Below are 19,224 nucleotides of genomic sequence, written 5' to 3' on the forward strand. Positions count from 1 at the left end.
AAAAATGATACTGTTTAGGAGCTTACCATGAAAAAAGTTGAACGGATTAATATCATCATGCGGTATATTAATAATCGTTCCCGCTTTACAATTTCTGAAATCATGCGGGAATTTAACATCTCTCGTTCGACAGCGATCAGAGATATCAGAGAAATTGAAGCCATGGGGATGCCGCTTGTCGCTGAGGTGGGAAGGGATGGGGGCTATTTTGTCATGAATAACTCTGTCTTGCCCAATGTCCGCTTTACAGATAATGAGATCAAAGCGTTATTTATTGCCTTTATGGCCACAAGAAATCAGCAGCTTCCTTATCTCAAGAGTCGCCAGTCTTTAGCTGAAAAATTACTGGGTCTTATTTCAGAAACTCAGCAGGAGACCCTTGTTCATTTAAATCAACTCTTGCTTTTTGAAGGGACTAATCCTAATAATCCTGATCTCCTTGATCTGTCAGACCTTCCTCATCCAATGTTAGAAGAACTCATTCAAATGATTCTTTTGGATCAATATGTGGTGATTACCATCAAAGCAGGGCAGGCTATAAAGTCTTATCCCCTTTATCTCTTGCACCTTTATCGGGAAAAAAGCTTTTGGTTGATTGAAGGCTTTGATTTAAAAGAAGAAAAAAGAAAGATATTTCCTGTCGATCAACTTGTAAATGTTGAACCCTACCGGATGAAAAATCGATTGAGTAAGAAAAGAATTTTAGAAAAGCTAAGTCAACAGAAGGAAGAAGAGAATCTTGTGATTGAACTGGGTCCAAAAGCGATTGCTCAGTTCAAAAAATACCATCCTTTAAAAGTGACACTTTCCTATACGACTCCTTACCAAACCACAGCCCTTTTAAAAACGTTTATCGATGTGAGTCAGTCGGAAGAGTTGACAGAATTAACAAATTGGCTGCTTTTCCTTGGAGAGGATATCAAGGTCAGAGCGTTGCCAAAGGAAGTCTTAGAAGTGTTACAACAGAGATTAAGCATCGTCGTCTTCCCCTAAGCGAGGCCCAATAAAATCTGAAGGGTCACAGCGGCCTTTTTCAAGGGACGTCTATCTTTCAACGCTTTTATATTTACAACACCAAAATAGTTTAGTAAACTAAATAAAATAAATTTCGCGGGAGGAGTTTGATGATTGAAGATAGCAAGGTCGATCAATTTTTAACGCATTGGCGGTTTATTAATCGACATCTTCGCGAAGGGCGTTTGACCAATGGCGATAAGAATATCACACGCCTGCAGTGGACTTTGTTGCGGCATGTGGGCAGATCAGAGCAGTGCACGATGGGAAGCATTGCCGAGCATTTTAATGTAGGCATGAGTACGGTTTCGCAAATGATCGATCGGCTTGAAAAGTGGGGATATGTCGAACGTGGGACCTCAGCCCGTGTGAAGATGGTTTCTCTGACTAAAAAGGGAGAAACCATTATCCAAGAAGTGAGAGCTTCTTACCTCCAACAGTTGACCCATGGATTAAGCCGATTTTCAGAAGACGAGCAGGAGACCTTTCTTGAATTTCTTCAACGCTTGGCTGAAAATTTAAAGGATGTGTCAGACCCAGGGCGGCGCACGGATTAGGAAAAACGTGAGGGTGTTAAGGCACATCAACATTTACTCTGTTCAGCGTTTATTTGATGTAAACGGTGAGCATTTTTACTGATAAAAGAAATAATGGAAAAAGACGATCTACCGAGAGTGTAAAGGTGGAATGATGGATGCATTTTTTAAGAAAGTATGCAAAAAAGTATTGGAAGCTTTTTTTTACGGCCGTTTTCTTTTTAATGTGTGAAGCGCTCAGTGATCTTATGCAGCCGACGATTATGTCGAAGATCATTGATGTTGGTGTAGCCTCAAAAAATATGGATTATGTTTTGAAGCTGGGGGGCTTAATGCTGCTGATTACAGCCTGTGGGGCGGTAGCAGCCTCGCTAAGAAGCACTTTAGCAAGCATTGTGTCACAAAACTTTGGCGCAGATCTACGTTCAGATTTATTTCGCAAAATCCAGACGCTTTCTTTCAAAAGCATTGATAAATTTGATAGGGCCTCTCTCATTACAAGGCTGACCAACGATGTGACTCAGATGCAGAATTTTATCAACGGCTTAATGAGAATGTTTGTAAAAGCACCGCTGTTGGCAATTGGCGCTTTGATTATGGCCGTCCGTCTTGATCCTCAGCTTTCAGTTGTCTTAGCTGTGGTCGTGCCGCTTGTCATTATCCTGATTATTATCAACATGAGATTAGGGTTTCCACTATTTATGAAAGTGCAAAGGGCACTGGATCGTGTGAACGGTATCATGCGGGAATACTTATCCGGTGTCCGTGTGGTCAAAGCCTTTAATCGTTTTGACTTTGAAGTTGAAAAGTTCAGTGGCGCCAATGAGCATCTGCAGCAGCGCTCGACGTCCTCGATTCGGATGATGTCTATCTTTAGTCCGGCGATTCTACTGGTGGTTAATTTCGGAATTGTCGTCATTCTGTGGATTGGTGGCTTAGGGGTTAACAATGGCAGCATGCACGTCGGACATATTATTGCCTTTATCAATTATATGACGCAGATTTCGACCTCTCTGATGATGATTTCCATGGTCTTTAATATGTTTGTTCGGGCCAGAGCTTCAACCTCCCGCATTGGTGAGGTTTTTGCCGTTCAAGATAAGATCACCTGGGATGATCAACATCCTCAAGAACCACCTGTAAAGGGACGGATTGATTTTGAACATGTCACGTTTTCCTATACGGGGAATGAACAGGATGCGGTTTTGAAAAACATCAATTTTACTATTGAGTCGGGTGAAACGGTGGGGATTATCGGGTCAACAGGATCAGGGAAAAGCACGCTCGTGAATCTCATTCCTCGATTCTATGATGTCACAAGTGGTAGCATCAAAGTGGATGGTGTGCCTGTCGGACAGTTTAATCCCCATGATTTGCGGGAAAAAATTGCGATAGTTCCGCAGAAAAATATTCTCTTTACGGGAAGTGTATTCGAAAATATTAGATGGGGAAATGAACAGGCAGAGATGGAGGAGATCGAGCAGGCGGCTAAATTAGCCGAGGCGCATGCGTTCATTCAGGAGACGCCAGAGGGCTACCAGACGAGGATGGGGCAAGGCGGCGTTAACTTTTCAGGTGGACAGAAGCAACGGCTTTCTATTGCCAGGGCTCTGGTCCGAAAACCGGAAATCCTAATTCTCGATGATAGTACAAGTGCGGTGGATGTTGCGACTGAAATACGCATAAAAGCCGCCTTGAAAAAGTATGCGAAAGGGCTGACGTGTCTCCTCATTGCTCAGCGTATTACCTCTGTGATGGACACAGATAAGATTATTGTGATGGATCAGGGAGAAGTTGTCGGCTTGGGCACGCATGCGGAACTGCTTAACACCTGCCGGGTCTATCAGGAAATATACCAATCGCAAATGGGCAAGGAAGTGTTGTAATATGGCAGACCAATCTGTACATGCGCGTGGCAATAGTGGCAATCAGACGCAAGCCCCTAGATTTTCACCGATGGGGCGTCCGGGTGGTGGGGGAGCATCACGATTCAGAGGGCCTGTTGTGAAACCAAAGAATTTTAAGGAAACGTTAAAGCGGCTCTGGGTCTACTTTGGCAAAGAAAGAAAGCTTTTGACCATCATCCTTGTGTTTATTTTAATTGACTCGGTGGTTACACTATCCGTTCCCTATTTTATTGGTAAGGCCGTTGATGCCATGTCATTAGGTGTTAAGGTCAACTTCAATCTTCTTGAAATCATGATTATCATTCTAGCAGGGGCCTATATCACAGATGCTGTCTTAACATTTTTTCAAGGGTGGATGATTGCTGGGATCTCGCAGCGCATTGTGAGAAGCCTGCGCAATCACTTGTTTCAAAAACTGCAAAAACTCCCCATTGCTTTTTTTGATTCGAGAACTCACGGTGAACTCATGAGCCGTCTTTCAAATGATGTGGATAACGTCAGCAATACCATTTCGCAATCAACAACGCAATTGATGACAGGGGTTATAGCCATTTTAGGCTCACTTGTCATGATGCTTATATTAAGCCCGATCTTAACCATTGCCAGTTTGATCACTGTTCCGTTGGTATTTTTACTGACTCGGACTATTGCACGCCGAACTTCAATATTGTTTAAAAATAATCAGGTAGAGCTGGGGCGGTTAAATGGACACATAGAAGAAACGATTTCGGGCATTCAGGTTGTCAAGGCTTTTAACCATGAAGAAAAGGCGATTGCAGAGTTTGAAGAGGTGAATCACTCCTTGCTCAAGGTCGGTCTTAAGGCGCAAATATGGTCAGGGTTTCTTATGCCGATTATGAACGTCATCAACAACTTGGGCTTTACAATGGTCGCCGTTGTTGGTGGGATTCTGGCTGTGAAGAGTATGATTACCGTGGGCGTTATCGCGAGCTTTTTGACGTATTCACGGCAATTTGTACAGCCTCTCAATAATTTGGCAAATATTTTTAATGTCCTTCAATCGGGTGTTGCCGGCGCAGAGCGGGTTTTTGAAATTATTGATGAAAAGGAAGAGCCGCAGGATGCGGAAAAGGCAGTGACACTGACAGATCCGAAGGGGCATGTTGTCTTTGAAAATGTCAGCTTTGGATACAGGGCCGATGCACCCATTTTAAAGAACGTCAGCTTTGAATCAAAGCAAGGGACGAGTACGGCGTTAGTTGGGCCTACGGGAGCTGGAAAAACGACGATTGTAAACCTGCTGACGCGATTTTATGACGTCACAGAGGGGCGCATTCTAATTGATGGTGTGGATATCCGCAATTACACGCGAGACAGTCTCAGAAGAAGCTTTGGTTTTGTTCTCCAGGATACGTATTTATTTTCAGGGAGCATCAAGGAAAATATCAAATATGGCAATCCTGATGCCACAGATGAAGAGGTTGAAGAGGCGGCACGAATGGCTCATGCGGATGATTTTATTAACCGGATGCCGGAGCGGTACGATACTCTGCTTTCGGAAAATGGCGGCAATCTTAGCCAAGGCCAGCGTCAGCTACTCGCCATCGCCAGGGTCATTCTGGCAAAGCCAGCCTTGCTCATACTAGATGAGGCGACAAGCAGCATCGATACGCGGACGGAGCTTCATATCCAGGACGCTTTACTGTCGGTCATGGAAGGTCGTACGAGCTTCATCATTGCCCATCGTCTTAATACTATCCGTGATGCCGATACGATTATGGTGATCGACCATGGGGAAATTATTGAAAAAGGCAGCCACGATGATTTAATCCAGCAGCAAGGCCGATACTATCACATGTTTTATAATCAATTTAAAAATGTCGAAGGGGCGTTGGATTAATGCTGCCACGTAGATTGCTAGGTGGGTCCCAATAGATAATCAAATAATAAATCATCGCAATTAGTTTTATATGTGACATGAAAAACCCTGTGCTTATGCATCATTTTAGCATAGGGTTTTTTGGCATTTGATAAGTGGTCGCTGAACAATAAATGTAAATTAGGTTGAGATATCATCTGCTAGCATAGCCAAGATCTGACCATCAGTCTTTACACCCCTTTTCTATGAAAATCGGGCTTTGTGATAGGGCGTGCCTCACACTACAGATAACTTTGTAGTCTTGTTTTCTAGCAACGATGGCAAAGGAATAACGTGGGAGGGCAGCATGAACACTTAAAAAGAGGGCCAATGCCGTCACGACATTGACTCTCCTGTTTCCTTTAATTACATTTCGTATTGCTATTAATGCTTAAGGATTGAAACCCCTGTATAGTCGACTTGTGGACCGTATAATGGGTAATCTAAGCCTTTAACATATTTCTTTTCTACCCAAGTTTGCCCTTGCTGGAATAATGGTACAATTGGATATTGTGACATCATTTCCTTTTCGGCATCGAGCATCGTTTGCCAACGCTTAGCATTGTCACCCGTTTCACTATTAGCTTGAGCGATTAAATCATCAAACTTCTTATCCGACCACCCTGTTGTATTTTGTGGATTGTTCGTTGTCCACATGTCAAGGTAAGTCATCGGATCGCGGTAGTCAGGGAACCAACCGTTGAACGCGAGATCATATTTAAAGGATTGATTCAGCTTGAGGAAGTTGCCAAAAGGTTGTTGGTTGATCGATATTTTCACGCCTTTTAAGTTCTTGCTGATTTGGTTCGCAATGTACTCATCTATCTTTTTAAAGCTGTCGCCATCTGAACTAAGTAATGTAAGGCTTATACTGCTGACACCCAGCTCTTTCTTCGCTTGATTCCAATACTTTTTCGCTTCGCTTTCGCTACCAGCAGAATACCCATCAGGATTATCAGCGCGAAAATCCTTGCCATCAGGACTTTGCACGAAGTCTTTTGGTACTACAAAGTTTGATGGAATGGAACCATCTTTCAATAAAACATCAGTGAAGTCTTTTTTATTGATCGCAGCATTGATTGCTTTACGCAGGTTAAGATTTTTTAAGTATTTATTGGTTTTTTGGTTGATGTCCAAAAATCTTGTAGTGGCTGTTAAACCATTTTTAACTTCATCAGGATTTTTTGATTTTTCTTGAGCAATAAAGTCACCGGAAAGTGTAACGGCATCTGATTTCCCTGTGTCATACAAGTTGATGCGTGTGGAAAGCTCTTTAACAATATTAACATTAACTTTTTCCACTTTAATGCTATCTGCATTCCAGTAGCTATTGTTTTTCTCTAGACTATAGCTTGAACCTTGCTTCCAGCTGGCCATTTTGAATGGCCCGTCAGATATAATGCTTTCAGCGCTTGAACCGTATTTATCCCCGTATTTTTCGATAATATCCTGACGTTGCGGGAAGAAGAGCGGCTGTGAAAGTATGCTTAAGAAAAATTGCGGTGCCGGCTTTTCAAGCGTGATTTGTAGTGTTTTATCATCGAGCGCTTTGATACCCAATTGATCGACTTTACCGTACATATCACTTTTGGGGTCTTGAATTTTTGCAGCATTCTTAATGAAGGTCGATGCATATAAGAAGTTGTATAATGGTTTTGATTTAGGATCATTTTCATGCCGCCAGCCGTAAACGAATTGTTGAGCGGTGACAGGCTTGCCATCTGACCATTTAGCGTCACGCAATGTAAACGTATAGACCTTTTTGTCATCGCTCACTTTTGGCTCACCTTTAGCTAAGTCGAGTTCAACTTTGTCATATGCATGCGTGTTAAACCGGCTTGCACTTGTTGCAAGATACCATTGGACGCTGTGTCTGTTGCCTGTGTATAGTCCAATGTTGGAATATCGTCATTGGATGCAATGTTTAACACCTGTTTATCAGCAAGTTCATTGGAACTGTCCGCGGCATTTGACCCACTGGCTTTTGAGCTCCCACTCTCTTTATTCCCGCTGCTGCATGCACTTAATACAAGAGCAAAAGCAAGAAGAATGGTCGCCAAGAATGACCACTTGGCTTTTCTTTTCATGTTGAATGACCTCCCTATTTTCCTTTAGTGAAATAAACAATGATTTAAAATTTTTTGATAACAAAAAATTTTAATAGTGCCATTATACAAGTTTTTCCTGATTTTTGTATAGCTTCTTTAGGCTCATTTTATTGTTCAGGTCTTGTAGGAACTGTCACAAGTATTGGTAAAGTCGTCTTTTGAGCTGATTATGATAATTATCATTTATTTTTATGCGGCGTCATTATCGGTGGTTTTATCCTTATCTAGTAAATAAAAGCTCTAAAACCTAAGTCTAACAATTATATCGTCCCTTATACGAAAGAGAAACCCTATATTTGAATCCTTATTCAAGTGATAAAGGATCGCTTATATCAGTCTATTTAATGTTTTGATAAGGTTAGGGTAAAGCAATTCTGACGGTGCAGAAGACAGCCTGCACAGTGGACAGGAGCTTAGGCTCATGAAAGTGTTGAAGCTAGATTCTGAGGTTTTAAAAAATGATGATCTCCCACCGTTGTCCATTACCATTGCTCATTCGCAACTTACGGTCATTTACAGTGATACAGACCTGCAAGCTAAATTCTTAAAGGCTATAAAGAAAAGTAAAAGCGTGATACTCCTAGATTTTCAGGATGGAGTATATGAGCGGCTAACTATAGAAGCTAACATTGCCTTTTATCATAACTGGTTTGGCTGTTAAAGCCATTAGCTGAAATTCTGGTGATGTTTAATCTACAGCATTGTGCAAAGCTGGCTTTAAAGAAGTATTCTGGTTCTGAAATCCACCGAGCGTACTATGTGAAGCACTATATGATGGGAGCAGGACCACTGCTGTTTCATGAGCCTGTTCATGGTGTTGATGTAGGAACGATCAATGTCTTTATCAATATGCTTCAAAAGCTAATAGACTGATAGTGGTCTCTAATCTAGAGCATGCTTTGCTGCTTGGGGATGTAGCTCATCGTTTATAGGAAAAAGGCCTGTACGGTGTTGAGATTGATAACGAGAAACAAGAAGTACCCAGTGCTCAAGCCACTGATTACCCAAATATTACCAGTTTATTTAAGCTTCCTGCAAAGGTGGACGATAAAGTCATTTTGTTCGATCCCATGGAAGTTGATGACATTGAAAGCCAGGATGGGAAAGCGATGCTTGTGATTAACAATGAGTCATTTATAATGATCAACGCAACTCGAGTTCATTCAATTCCTGTGAGAAATAGGTGAGGGTGTCTAGTCTTGAAATCAAAGAAACAAACTTGCAAAATGGATAGGACCCTGCACAGTTTCTCCCTCCCGAAGGTCTATAAAAAACTGTAGGCCAGCTGTCTACAGTTTTTTATAATGTCAGATTTCATAGTTTTGCGGAAGCCCATTTAAGTGCACCTTTGGTTTGCACCACTTTCAGAGTGTGCTTTGAAAATTGCACGAAGTCTACCTAGGGGCAATCTTTATGTGTGAGTGCAATAACACGGACATCAGTCTGCGCTTAGTGGGGCGGTGAAGCATAGGCAGAGTTTTCTAATTTAATGAGCATAATAGTATTCAGTCTAATGGGCACCTCTATCCTTTCTAAAAAAGTTTACGTGTTTACTTTTTGTAAACACGATGTATACAAAAATGTTTACATGAAAACAAAGTTGTACACACACTGTTATAATAGGATGTGTGCGACTTTGTCATCGAAGTTTACATAAATGTATACAAAACAAGTAAGTTTACAAAATGTTTACAATCTATTTTTTCCTCCATAAGCAGCTTGAGACTAACGAATAGTTTATAATAGAAGATAGAAACTCGAGATACAAATAACTCTCATGAAAAACTATCAATAAATTTTAGGAAGAGGGATGAAGGTAAATGGCAAAGTCAAGGATTGCTGCTGTCGATGTTGGAAATGATTCTATTAAAGCTATTTTTGGGGAAATGGAATACGAGGTAAATATCCCAAACATTGTCGCCATTGATACAGAGGACCGCCCAGTGATTGGCATTGAGGAATTGGACAATAAAGACCCACTAGATGGGATACATATCAAGGTCCACTCCCCTGCCCTAAAGGAGAATAATGTGATTTTCCGTGTCGGTCAACTCGCAACCAAGACGGATAATGCAACGGAGCTGGACCCCGGAAGCAGTAAATCAGAAGAGGATCAGACCTTAGTGATGCTTTTAGCCACGCTAGCTTTAGATGCGGTGAGAGAAGAAAACGCTGATCAATTCCCGCGTGCGAAAAATGTGGTTGATGCCAATTATACGTTAGGAACGGGCTTGCCGCTTCGTGAGGTCAAGGAAGGCAAAGATGCGGGTTATCGCTCTAAACTCATTGGCTCTGTCCATCAAGTGGAGTTTCTAGTCACGCCCAAATATCAAGGACAAAAGGTAAATATCAAATTTGATGAGATTAAGGTTTATCCTGAGGGATTTGCGGCATTCATTAATCTTGTGATGGATAATGACTTGAAAATTATCAATAAAGACTTAATCAATAAGAGAATCTTAATTCAGGATATCGGCGGATTGTCGACGGATATTGCCGTGATCAAGAATCGGACCGTCGATGACGACAAGGCTCAAGGCTTTAATCTGGGCGTTTCGGAATCATTAGAAGCCATCAGAGAAGAAATTCGTTCGAAGCATGGTGTGGAGCTAGATAGTCGTTTAGATGTTGTGGATATTATTACAAGGAAAACGGATCGAAATCATATCATGGTTAAAGGCAGTCGGACAAGCGTTCATGATATCACCGATCGCATCCTCCTTGAGCTTGCCAAAAAACAATACCGTTTATTGCGCAATGTATGGCAGAAGAATTCGCAAACGGAAATTTGCTATTTTGTTGGTGGCGGGGCCAATGTATTAAAGGATTATATAAAGACATTAAATAATAATTTAGACGGATATAATATCGATTTCTTTGAGGATGAAAAAGAAAGCATCTGGATGATGGCGAATGCCTATTACAAGCTTATTTCAGATTTTGTAAGAAAGTCTGAGAAATCAAAGCCAAAAGAAACTGTAAAAAAGTGATGGTAGGGTGAGACGATGAATGTTGAAATCAAGAGGGGCCAGGCGATTTCCTTTCGCGTCCCCTCCGACACCCCCGATCATTTGCTGAAACAGCTGCAAAGGTTAAAGGAAACCGAGCGAAGGAATTTTTCCAGTACCATCGCAGAGTTTGTACTTCAAGGGGTCAACCAGTCTTTTAAAAAGGAGCAGGAGACGATTACCATCCCCCTCCCCAAGAAGTTAAGTAAGTCTCAGCGTGATTGGTTAAAGCATGAGCACTCTGAAGCGCTTCTAGGTAGCATTGTTTACCAGTTACTAACAGATCCTGGTCGGGCAACGGCCTTACTTGCTTCCTTAAATAGTAATGCCTTAGACATCGATGAGGCTTTGTATTTACAGGAGGAGACATCTCTTGATACGACGAAGGCTGAAGAACACAAGGAAGCTGTGGAGGAAAGTGCTGTCAGCGCTGCATTAGAGCGCTCCAATGATGACATTAATGATTTTAATTGGCAGGATATTGAGCATAACACCCCATTGGAAAACGAAGAAGAGGAGAGAGACAATGACCTCGACAGTCTGTTAGGCGATTTCCTGTCTAAAATGAATAAATAGCACCAGAAGAGATCCTTATTAGCATTCGGGGTCTCTTTCTGTTTATTATTGAACACTTACGGATAGGGGAGATAGAAGTTTTACTGTTAAACTCTATATGAAGTGTTTCAACTTGACACTTACCTATTAGTAAGTTAATATAAAGATATGGAAAATAGAAAAACACAAATCATTGATTTAGCATTAAAATTGATTCAGCAAAAAGGGTATGTGGCTTTCAGTTATGATGATATTTCTAAGCCGTTGGGAATCACAAAGGCTAGTGTTCACTATCACTTTGAGAAAAAGGAGGATTTAGGCGTTGCTGTGGGTGAACAGATTCTTCAAAGCCTGCAGAAATTATCAATGGCTGCCAAAGATCCCTCTTTGACCGTTCAGGATAAGCTTATGCTTTTCATTAATAAACGGACGGAACAATTCACGCGTACGGAAATTTGCCCGATTTCTTCCTTGCAGGCCGATTTCGAATCACTGCCGGATCGTGTGCGTGAAAAGGTTGAGGAGATCAGTCAATTGGAAATGACGATCATGCAAACTATTGTGGCTGAAGCACTGAATAAGGAGCAGACGGGTGGCAAAGACGATAGTCAATCTCTCTCTGTAGCAATTCTGGCCAGTATTAAGGGTGCTCTGATCTATCGACGTGTGCTTGGCGACAGCGTGCTTGAAGAAGTGTTAAAAGATATAAATCAGCGATTAAAAACCGCTTAAGATCGGTTTTTTATCAAATATACTTACCTATTAGTAGGTTGAATCAATGCGCAGTAAGGCACACTATTAAAAAAGTGAGGAAGATGACACATGAATATGAATATGAATATGACGATTACAGGTCCAGCAAAAAATGCACTTAACCAAGTGACAGCGGATAAGATGATTCAGTTATCAATGGATAGAGGCAGCTGTGATATCGTTAATACTATTTATGAAATGAAGGTTGTTCCATTAAGAGCAGCTGAATCTTATGAAGAACTGTTGACCGTCGATAACATCAACATTATGACAGATGGGGATTTTGCGGAGGCGTATGATCACGAGCTAGAAATTGACTTTGCTAGAGGTTCCTTTATTTTTAAAAATAAAAATCAAATTTTTAATAATAGAGTCGGATTAAGAATTGTTGAATAGCATAAGAAGGAGGCTGAGACAAAGTTTTCAGCTCATAGAGAATCCGAACGCGTTCACAATTTTGAAGGAATGCGTTTGGATTTTTAAGTGAGTGCTGAAGCGCTTCGTCAAAACACTTCGCTTTCCGCGGGGGAGTGTTAAGCCTCCTCGCGCCTTCGCACTGCTAAGGTGTTACCAATCTCCCACTTCTCGCAGGACTCTAGTCTCCGCATCATGAGTCAGCGGCGCTCCCCTCCACTTGACCTTGCAATGAAGCCCTTCTATATATGATGATGCTCTTCTATACCAAGACAAGGACCAGGCATGCTTTTCGCTCGGTTTCTCTTCCACTGATTCAATTAAAAAGTTGACGAGCGGTCATCACAAATAAGGCAACAAGGATGGCGCAGTCTAAAAGCCAGCTATAGACTTTTACATAGTTCATACGTTCGCGTAATTGGTTTTCTGGCCTTTCTATACGCACTATCTCCTTAAACTCTTTTAAAAGCATGCCAATCAGTCCGCCGACACAAACGAGTAGAAATAAAGCAATCGCCACCCATAAAGGTGAAGGGAAAGCTGAGTAAGCAATCACCATCCAGGCGCCCGTTAGGAGTACCCCCATTAGCGCAATATGCCCTGTGCGCGTCAAGCTGATAAGGGTATGTAAGGAAGCCTTTAAGGCTTCCCCTTTACGGTTATGGAGGCTAGGAATGATGAAGGGAACGGAAAGAAAACTGCTCAGTAAGAAGGCGCTCGTAATATGTAAAAAGAGGAGTACTGCAGACATGGTAAGCGCCTCCCTTATGATATACGCTGTCCAGTTAATTTAGACGCGGGGAGCATTCCTGCTTTTGCTTCTCCAATCATGGTATCGCCTTTTATTGAAACGTTGAAATGTAAGGATAAGCGCATCGGCTTTGTCACCTTCAGCTTCCACATGAAACGGTCCCCCTCCTGTATAGGGTTGATCAAAGGGGTGGCTTCTTCTTGCCCTTGCTTGGCAGTGCCTATTATTTGCCCATCTTTGCAAGCTAAATCGAACAAAACAGAAAGCTTACCTATGGGGGTGGAGATGAGGGTGTCCCATTTACCCATAAAAGTGCTGGCTTCGTTAGGCTCGTGAGTAGCAGGAAGAGGGCTTCCTAATTCAGAAGACCTTTGGAATGTGTCTGTAGGTACCTTTTCAGAACTTTTCCAAACAGTTCCTCTCCGCTCATACTCTAATAAATGCTCCACTTCAATGGCAATGTGCGGGCCTAATTCGCGTTCAATTAAATAAAGGGAAAGATCCAGTCCCGACGTTACGCCACCGCTAGAAATAAGCTGGATATCATCGACAACGCGGGCATGAACCGCGCTAGCACCTGTTGCATTTAATAGTTCCATGCCCATGTGGTGGGTGGCGGCATGGCGGCCCTCCAAAAGATCATTCATGGCTAATATCAGAGAGCCCCCACAAACGGTTGCTATGAGTAGATCAGGTTGTGCCCATGCCTTTTTTAGCAGTTGTCCTAATGGGGTTTCGGTCGCTCGTTTTAACTTCATGGGGACGGAATTCGGATCAGCATCATCAAGAGGGCCGGATGCGCCAGGTATGATAAGAATGCCTTGGCGTGAGACATCCAGTTTGCTACTGGCTTGCAGTTTTAGATAATTGTCACCACTTATAACCTCTCTTGCTCCTTCTGCAGAAACCAGTTCTACGTTTATTGTTTCTTTACTGTAGGTAGCTGCAGCCATAAATACTTCATATGGTGCTAACGCATCTAATACATCAAATCCATCAAATAATACAATTTGTACATTCATGTCTTTCCCTCCATTGGCTAATCATTTTTCTGAAGTATAACAAGCGGATGTCACAAAAAAGAGAATAAAAGGGTCACAAAACAATCACAATCTCTCACAATAGGATGTCACTGCTTGTGACGATTTGAAAAAATGATAAGCTTTTAACTAAGATGATCGCGATGAAAGGGGAACAGACATGGTAGCTGCACATACGGTATTAGTTGTGGATGATGATGATAGGATCGTTGAACTTTTAAGAGATTTCTTGGAGAACGATGGGTTTCAGGTGTTAATGGCAGGTGATGCCCGGCAAGCATTCTCTGTGCTCCAAAGACAGTCAGTGCATTGCATCATTCTTGATGTGATGATGCCGGGTCAAAACGGTTTTGAATTTTGCAGACAAGTCCGAGAGAAGGACAATGTGCCCATCCTTTTTTTAAGTGCACGCAGTGATGATGTTGACAAAATTCGCGGGTTAGCTCTTGGAGGTGATGATTATATTGTGAAGACGGCCTCCCCAGGAGAGATTGTAGCCAGGGTGAAAGCTGTCCTGCGACGGTCAAAGGGGCCCCAAGAATCCATGAAGCGCATTCTAAACTATGGACGGCTTAAATTGGATGTGTCTACAAGGGAAGTTTGGATAGATAAAAAACAGGTGGCCCTAACACCGAAGGAATATGATCTCCTGATGATGTTTGCTGAGCATCCTCAATATGTGTTCACCTATGAGCAGTTGCTTGAACGGTTTTGGTCAGGTGTTGGCGATAAACACACTGTGCGTGTTCATCTCAGCAGACTTCGGGAGAAAATAGAAGCTGATTCGAATCATCCTCAGTTCATTGTTAATGTTTGGGGTGTAGGCTATCGCTTCAAGGGAGAGACACTGTGAAAACCATTCGGATTAGGAAATTTACCATATTTAGCTTAATTTTATTATTGTCATTGCCATGGCTATTTTTCGTTGGTACTCATTTTATACAAACTAAAACGCTGCGTTTTGATAGGACAGCCTCGCAAAAACAAGATGTGAAGGAGGTTATTCAATGGATCGAAGCAGATACCGCAAGCTGGTCAAAAATAGACTGGCAGCACCAAGTCCAACAGCATTTACAAAAAATGAATATGGAGGTGGTGATTCGCTCAGCGTCAAATAAGGTGATCTTTCAAACGGATGCTGTGCGCAACCATGCATTTACAGCTACAGACCGCTTTTCGGTCATTGAGGATGGCAACGTGTTGGGGAGGATTACTATATATCAGGAAAATCCGGTTGTTGTTCCAATGATAGCGACCTCTGTTGGTTTTATCCTTGCGCTCTTTATCATCTCACTGCTGATGCGCCGCATGATTTTAAAACCTCTTGAAAGCATGAGTCAAAGTGCTCGACAGGTGGCAGAGGGGGATTTTGACATCGTCTTACCTTCGTCAGCGATTACAGAGATTGCTGATGTTAGTGCAGGTTTTAAAGTAATGGTGACGAGCCTAAAAGCGGCATTTGAAAAACAGATTGAATTAGAAAATGATCGCCGCTTTGTTATTGCCGCTGTCGCGCATGACTTACGGACGCCATTATTTGCGCTTCGGGGGTATTTGGATGGTTTAGAGCAAGGCATTGCTCAGTCGCCCGAGAAGGTGGCTAAGTATGTTGCGGTTTGTAAGGAAAAGTCTGCTCAGCTGGATCGATTAGTTGAAGACCTTTTTACTTTTACAAAAACCGAATATTTCGAGAAGGCTTTTAACAAGACAAACGTAGACTTAGTGCGGGTCCTGGAACAGGCTATCACTACCTTTAAGCTACAGGCTGAAAGTAAAGAAATTCCCATCATGGAGGAGATATACGATCGTCCTTGTGTGATTAGCGGGGATCCACATTTGTTGGAACGGGCAATCAGTAATTTATTGGAGAATGCTGTGAGGCACACGTCGAGAAAGGGTAAGATTGTCGTGCAGTGTTATAAAGCAGATGGCAAGGCATTCTTCTCTATTCAGGATACAGGGGAGGGCTTTGCTACAGAAGACCTGCACCGTATATTTGAGCCGCTCTATCGTGGAGACGAATCCAGGAGTCGCTCAACAGGTGGAACGGGATTAGGCTTGACCATTTCACAAAGGATTATTAGACAACATGGGGGGGGATTGCAAGCAGAGAATCATTCGGATGGCGGCGCTTGGTTGAAAGGGTGGCTTCCTTTATTACGCAACGGATAGGCTAGCCTCTTCCTTAAAGAAGCAATCATACTGTTTCTTAAGCTAAGAAGGTAATTTGTAAAGAGATGGACAGCTTTAATTTGTATTTTTAGCGCCTTCGTCGTAGATGGAGTTCTTCCAAAAGAACATGAGCGTGATTGTACATAGGGTCTTTTGCGCCGTATAGGAGGGTGACTTTCCCTTTATCCGCATATTCCATGATTTGATTGAGAGCTTCTTGCTGTGGCTCGCCGGTTCGCAGTTCATGAACATAATCGTCATGGAAGCGTTCAAATCTTTCGGGTTGATGGTTAAACCATTTTCTAAGCTCAGGAGTGGGGGCGACTTCCTTTAGCCAGGCGGTTAAGTTAGCATCTGCCTTTGAAATCCCACGTGGCCAAAGGCGGTCGATTAAAATCCGGTAGCCGTCCGTCGCGTCATAAGGCTCATAAATTCGTTTTAAAAAAATTGTATCCATATAACCCTCCGCCTTTTTTGAGCAAAGTAAAGCACTGTTTATTTATCAGTATAATGCTTTAACGTCATTTTAGCGATATAACCAAAAAAGATTCCAATTATAAAGCATAACTGCAATCTTTTCTCTTGGGGAAGGTGATCCCAGCTCCCTTTTTAAAAGGGCGCACGCTTAGGCAGCCAGAGAATTAATAAACGCTTGCAGTTCTTCTTTTGTTTTACGATCTTTGCTAACGAGACGTCCTGTTTCTGCGCCTTTGTTGAAAGCAACAAAGCTGGGGATGCCAAATACATTTAAGTCGGCGCATAGATCTATAAACTCATCGCGATCAACATAATAGAAGGTAAACTCTGCATTATTTGACTCGATCTCAGGTAATGCTGGTTCAATGAATCGACAATCCGGACACCAGTCGGCTGAAAACATAAGGATCACGTTTTCCTTTTCAACAATCTCTTTATAGTGTTCCATTGATTCCATTTTCTTCAATGTTATAACCTCCTTTATGGTCGTTAACCCTATCGTACAAAAAATAGTTAGAGATTACAAAATACTGGCTCATACTCTTTTCAGTTCATCCATTGCAAATGCTGATAGATCTATTTAATTTCCTAGTTATTGTTTGTAACCATTGGACATGGCCCTGTACTTTTCTTCCAATACAAAAGAAATCATGGACATTGTCTTTTGTCTTGTAACCACTTTATGGGAAAGTTTTACTAGTTCTGATTCCTTTGACATTCGTTTCAACTTCAAAAAACTAAAAATACCGAGTATTGCTATTACAAAGCCAAACAGTGTTTTAATAAATTCTCTGTTATCAGGACTAAATAGACCAGATTCTTGACTGCCATAATTCATAAAAACAATAATAAATCCACCAAATATGCTCAATGGAATCAATAGTAATTTTAACATTTGCATTGGGGTTCTCAAAGATGCACCACCGTTAAATATGTAATACAGTTGGTTAAGTGTATTAATATCGAGTTCCTTTAAATAATTAATGAGTTTTTTTTCTTCTTCTGTTTCTTTAAGTTTTACATCTTCAACCCCCGCTGAAATTTCCTTAGCCATTACAATCTCCTTCATACTTTTGTATTTCTTTGATTATAACAATTATAGATAGGTACAAAAGCAATGATATTTTATTATACAGGTATATGTAGTTGATTAAGAAAATCAATCTAGAGTTCTTTGACTGTTTTAACAATACCTATATTGGAGTACAAATCATGGACATTGGTTTCACTAAGACTGGGGAAAAGATAAGGCATTTGATTCTCATTTAACTGGGGGAGGGAGATGACTTGACTATAGATCTTTCTTCTATAATTGTGGTTTAAGATGTTCCTTTACAAATCTTTGATAACGATGATTTTCCTCAATATTAAAATGACCAATTTCTTTAGGAAGAATCATAGCTGAAGAATCGTTGTAATACAAATAATAAAAATGATTTGTTTCCACAAAGTCAATGATATGTTCCCAATCCACTTGGAATGTAGTATATTCTCTTACGGATTTTATTCCTCTTTCAGAAAAATTGATTTCACAAGGTTTAACGACTTCTAATTGCCCTTTCTTTTGTTGTTTTTGAAGCTTCCTTTTAATCTTTGATAGTTGTGATTGATATAATACAAAGGGCACCATAATAAACCATGCTAAAGATATTATAGAATTTATAATGATGGTAGAAGTTTCAAAGCCTTTTGTTACATACATAAAAGCGGCAAATATTATAGGGACAACTAAGGCAGAGACTACTAGTTGCACTTTAAATTCTTTAGACTTATGTTTCATATGATAACGGTGAAGAGTCATAACATCATTTAATGTTAGTTGAAATTCAATCGTCATTATCTCTCATCTCCATTTTATTATGTCTATATTTTTAGAAGAACCGTTTACTTAAGCATTAAGAAAAGCCCAACGATTATACACAAACAAAAAAATATAAACCACACAATCCGCATTTACTATCATTCCTTTAAAAAAATTAATAAATCGTATATCTCCCTGTTCGTTGTCTCTCAATTTTGTTTTGGCACTTTAATCGATTAAAACAGTCTTGTTTAATGCAACCATAACACATTTTAGTGAATTTGGGGGTTTTTGGACATGTCATACTCAATCTTGGAAAGCATTATTAATACGACTTTTTAAATACCCGAGCAAAGCGTTTATTTTTATAATATAGGCAATCCTACTCGAGGAAAGGTAGTAGTTGGTGTAAGTTTTGGTATATTATTCATTCATCGGAGTGGTTGTTGCTTTATACGTTGGTCCTATAGTAGAAGCGGTAACTGTTGTAACAGAAATAGCAAAAACAATTGGTTCTTTTGTTCCAGGTTTGCCTTGATAAACTAATCCCCTTTTAGATTATGTATCTGAAAGGGGATTTTACTTATAGTGAAGCATACTTTTCGTTTAGGATAAAGTTAATTAGTGAAAGTATTTTTTGGTCAAGTAAATGCTTATCTGCATATTTAACAAGATGTCTCTTTTTTTCAGTGAGAGGAAGACCCGTTAGTGTCAAGTAAAGTTCGCAAAAACCATCAGTACTCCGTCAAGGCTTATGCCGCTTGAAGTCGTTGTTCTTGTACCTGGCGGATGATCTTCGGGTGTATGTA

Annotated in this window: 20 protein-coding genes; 12 read left to right on the forward strand and 8 right to left on the reverse strand. The window is 41.1% G+C overall.

Going from position 1 to position 19,224, the window contains the following annotated elements; all coding sequences use genetic code 11:
* Window positions 1-27 precede the first annotated feature (27 nt).
* The 4 genes from IEW82_RS18420 to IEW82_RS18435 all read left to right on the forward strand — a co-directional run bounded on the left by IEW82_RS18420 (window position 28) and on the right by IEW82_RS18435 (window position 5,318).
* Window positions 28-993 carry a helix-turn-helix transcriptional regulator gene (locus tag IEW82_RS18420; protein WP_188698455.1) on the forward strand — a complete coding sequence of 322 codons (966 nt, stop codon included), beginning with the start codon at window positions 28-30 and terminating at the stop codon, window positions 991-993.
* 131 nt (window positions 994-1,124) lie between these two features.
* Window positions 1,125-1,571, forward strand: a complete 447-nt coding sequence (locus IEW82_RS18425; protein ID WP_229672785.1) for a MarR family winged helix-turn-helix transcriptional regulator — start codon at window positions 1,125-1,127, stop codon at window positions 1,569-1,571.
* A gap of 137 nt (window positions 1,572-1,708) precedes the next feature.
* Window positions 1,709-3,436 (forward strand): ABC transporter ATP-binding protein, encoded by a 1,728-nt coding sequence (locus tag IEW82_RS18430; RefSeq protein ID WP_188698458.1) that lies wholly within the window; start codon window positions 1,709-1,711, stop codon window positions 3,434-3,436.
* Window position 3,437: 1 nt separating this feature from the next.
* Window positions 3,438-5,318: an ABC transporter ATP-binding protein gene (locus tag IEW82_RS18435; protein ID WP_188698461.1), complete on the forward strand. Its 1,881-nt coding sequence runs from the start codon at window positions 3,438-3,440 to the stop codon at window positions 5,316-5,318.
* A 402-nt stretch (window positions 5,319-5,720) separates the two neighbouring features.
* On the opposite strand, the gene IEW82_RS18440 is transcribed toward IEW82_RS18435, so the two are convergent.
* The gene (locus IEW82_RS18440) at window positions 5,721-7,112 is read right to left on the reverse strand and encodes a peptide ABC transporter substrate-binding protein (protein ID WP_229672786.1); all 1,392 of its coding nucleotides are present in this window, start codon (window positions 7,110-7,112) and stop codon (window positions 5,721-5,723) included.
* Between the two features lie 17 nt (window positions 7,113-7,129).
* Window positions 7,130-7,423: a hypothetical protein gene (locus IEW82_RS20125; protein ID WP_229672788.1), complete on the reverse strand. Its 294-nt coding sequence runs from the start codon at window positions 7,421-7,423 to the stop codon at window positions 7,130-7,132.
* A gap of 442 nt (window positions 7,424-7,865) precedes the next feature.
* Between IEW82_RS20125 and IEW82_RS18445 the strand changes: the two genes are divergently transcribed.
* From IEW82_RS18445 to IEW82_RS18470, 6 genes are all read left to right on the forward strand, one after another.
* Window positions 7,866-8,105 (forward strand): hypothetical protein, encoded by a 240-nt coding sequence (locus tag IEW82_RS18445; RefSeq protein WP_188698464.1) that lies wholly within the window; start codon window positions 7,866-7,868, stop codon window positions 8,103-8,105.
* A 20-nt stretch (window positions 8,106-8,125) separates the two neighbouring features.
* The gene (locus tag IEW82_RS18450; protein WP_188698468.1) at window positions 8,126-8,317 is read left to right on the forward strand and encodes a hypothetical protein; all 192 of its coding nucleotides are present in this window, start codon (window positions 8,126-8,128) and stop codon (window positions 8,315-8,317) included.
* 947 nt (window positions 8,318-9,264) lie between these two features.
* Window positions 9,265-10,434, forward strand: coding sequence for a ParM/StbA family protein (locus IEW82_RS18455; RefSeq protein WP_188698470.1), 1,170 nt, complete (start codon window positions 9,265-9,267; stop codon window positions 10,432-10,434).
* A gap of 15 nt (window positions 10,435-10,449) precedes the next feature.
* Entirely contained in the window at window positions 10,450-11,028 is a 579-nt protein-coding gene (locus IEW82_RS18460) for a hypothetical protein (protein WP_188698473.1), read from the forward strand.
* A 147-nt stretch (window positions 11,029-11,175) separates the two neighbouring features.
* Window positions 11,176-11,739 (forward strand): TetR/AcrR family transcriptional regulator, encoded by a 564-nt coding sequence (locus IEW82_RS18465; RefSeq protein WP_188698475.1) that lies wholly within the window; start codon window positions 11,176-11,178, stop codon window positions 11,737-11,739.
* Between the two features lie 90 nt (window positions 11,740-11,829).
* On the forward strand, window positions 11,830-12,156 hold the full coding sequence (locus IEW82_RS18470; protein WP_229672790.1) for an iron-sulfur cluster biosynthesis family protein: 327 nt from the start codon (window positions 11,830-11,832) through the stop codon (window positions 12,154-12,156).
* A 334-nt stretch (window positions 12,157-12,490) separates the two neighbouring features.
* Here the strand turns inward: IEW82_RS18470 and IEW82_RS18475 are convergent, their stop codons facing one another.
* Window positions 12,491-12,925, reverse strand: coding sequence for a hypothetical protein (locus tag IEW82_RS18475; protein WP_188698478.1), 435 nt, complete (start codon window positions 12,923-12,925; stop codon window positions 12,491-12,493).
* A 14-nt stretch (window positions 12,926-12,939) separates the two neighbouring features.
* Window positions 12,940-13,947 carry a DJ-1/PfpI family protein gene (locus tag IEW82_RS18480; RefSeq protein ID WP_188698481.1) on the reverse strand — a complete coding sequence of 336 codons (1,008 nt, stop codon included), beginning with the start codon at window positions 13,945-13,947 and terminating at the stop codon, window positions 12,940-12,942.
* A 178-nt stretch (window positions 13,948-14,125) separates the two neighbouring features.
* Between IEW82_RS18480 and IEW82_RS18485 the strand changes: the two genes are divergently transcribed.
* Both IEW82_RS18485 and IEW82_RS18490 read left to right on the forward strand, forming a co-directional pair.
* Window positions 14,126-14,818 carry a response regulator transcription factor gene (locus tag IEW82_RS18485; protein WP_188698484.1) on the forward strand — a complete coding sequence of 231 codons (693 nt, stop codon included), beginning with the start codon at window positions 14,126-14,128 and terminating at the stop codon, window positions 14,816-14,818.
* On the forward strand, window positions 14,815-16,137 hold the full coding sequence (locus IEW82_RS18490) for a sensor histidine kinase (protein WP_188698487.1): 1,323 nt from the start codon (window positions 14,815-14,817) through the stop codon (window positions 16,135-16,137). The genes IEW82_RS18485 and IEW82_RS18490 overlap by 4 nt, the downstream gene beginning before the upstream one ends.
* An 88-nt stretch (window positions 16,138-16,225) precedes the next feature.
* On the opposite strand, the gene IEW82_RS18495 is transcribed toward IEW82_RS18490, so the two are convergent.
* From IEW82_RS18495 to IEW82_RS18510, 4 genes are all read right to left on the reverse strand, one after another.
* A complete protein-coding gene (locus IEW82_RS18495; protein WP_188698490.1) occupies window positions 16,226-16,594 on the reverse strand; it encodes a DUF488 domain-containing protein in 369 nt (122 codons plus the stop codon).
* 168 nt (window positions 16,595-16,762) lie between these two features.
* Entirely contained in the window at window positions 16,763-17,080 is a 318-nt protein-coding gene (locus IEW82_RS18500; RefSeq protein ID WP_188698493.1) for a thioredoxin family protein, read from the reverse strand.
* A 126-nt stretch (window positions 17,081-17,206) separates the two neighbouring features.
* The gene (locus IEW82_RS18505) at window positions 17,207-17,668 is read right to left on the reverse strand and encodes a hypothetical protein (protein ID WP_188698496.1); all 462 of its coding nucleotides are present in this window, start codon (window positions 17,666-17,668) and stop codon (window positions 17,207-17,209) included.
* A gap of 252 nt (window positions 17,669-17,920) precedes the next feature.
* Window positions 17,921-18,451 (reverse strand): YcxB family protein, encoded by a 531-nt coding sequence (locus IEW82_RS18510; protein ID WP_188698498.1) that lies wholly within the window; start codon window positions 18,449-18,451, stop codon window positions 17,921-17,923.
* Window positions 18,452-19,224 lie beyond the last annotated feature (773 nt).

The sequence above is a fragment of the Pullulanibacillus camelliae genome (genome assembly GCF_014642655.1).
GTDB classification, from domain to species: domain Bacteria; phylum Bacillota; class Bacilli; order Bacillales; family Sporolactobacillaceae; genus Pullulanibacillus; species Pullulanibacillus camelliae.